The 544-nt window shown below is 42.5% G+C and carries 1 protein-coding gene; it reads right to left on the reverse strand.

Going from position 1 to position 544, the window contains the following annotated elements:
• Window positions 1-231: 231 nt before the first annotated feature.
• Window positions 232-544 (reverse strand): Co2+/Mg2+ efflux protein ApaG (gene apaG, locus HC175_RS17040; protein WP_168139529.1); only part of this gene is annotated, 313 nt, incomplete at its 5' end.

The following is a 544-nucleotide window of genomic DNA, read 5'->3' on the forward strand; positions in this document are numbered from 1 at the left end:
TTGAGAATTTGATAATTTGAGGATTTGAAGATGTGGGTTTTAAAACTGAAAGGATTTGAAGATGAAGTAAAGTTGGGACTACCAAATTCTCAACCGCTGTCAGGGTTTACAACCGCTGACAGGGTTTTTCAATTAGCGCTTTACAGGTATGTATATCCAAGAGAGGTTCTCCTGGCAGAGCGCGATACCACGTAAAGGAAAAATATTAAATCCTGAATCTTAAATTTTGAATCAATTAAGCGCAAACGGGGCACTAAGTTTAAAGGAAGGTATGGCTACTCTAAATTTCCTGGTAGAGGTGAAGTTGATCATGTTATAAAATCCGCTCATGGAGCCAACTGGGGAGGTGAGCAGGCATCCGCTTTTATAGGTGTGGGATTCTCCCGGTTTGATCACCGGTTTTTTACCAATTACGCCTTCGCCTTCCACGATCTCGGTACGGTTAAGCGCGTCTTTGATCTTCCAGAACCTCGAGGTAAGCTGGACAGAATCCTTACTTTGATTTTCAATGGTTATTTGATAGCCAAAGGCGAAGTGGACCCTG

This window comes from Salinimicrobium oceani, from assembly GCF_012037645.1.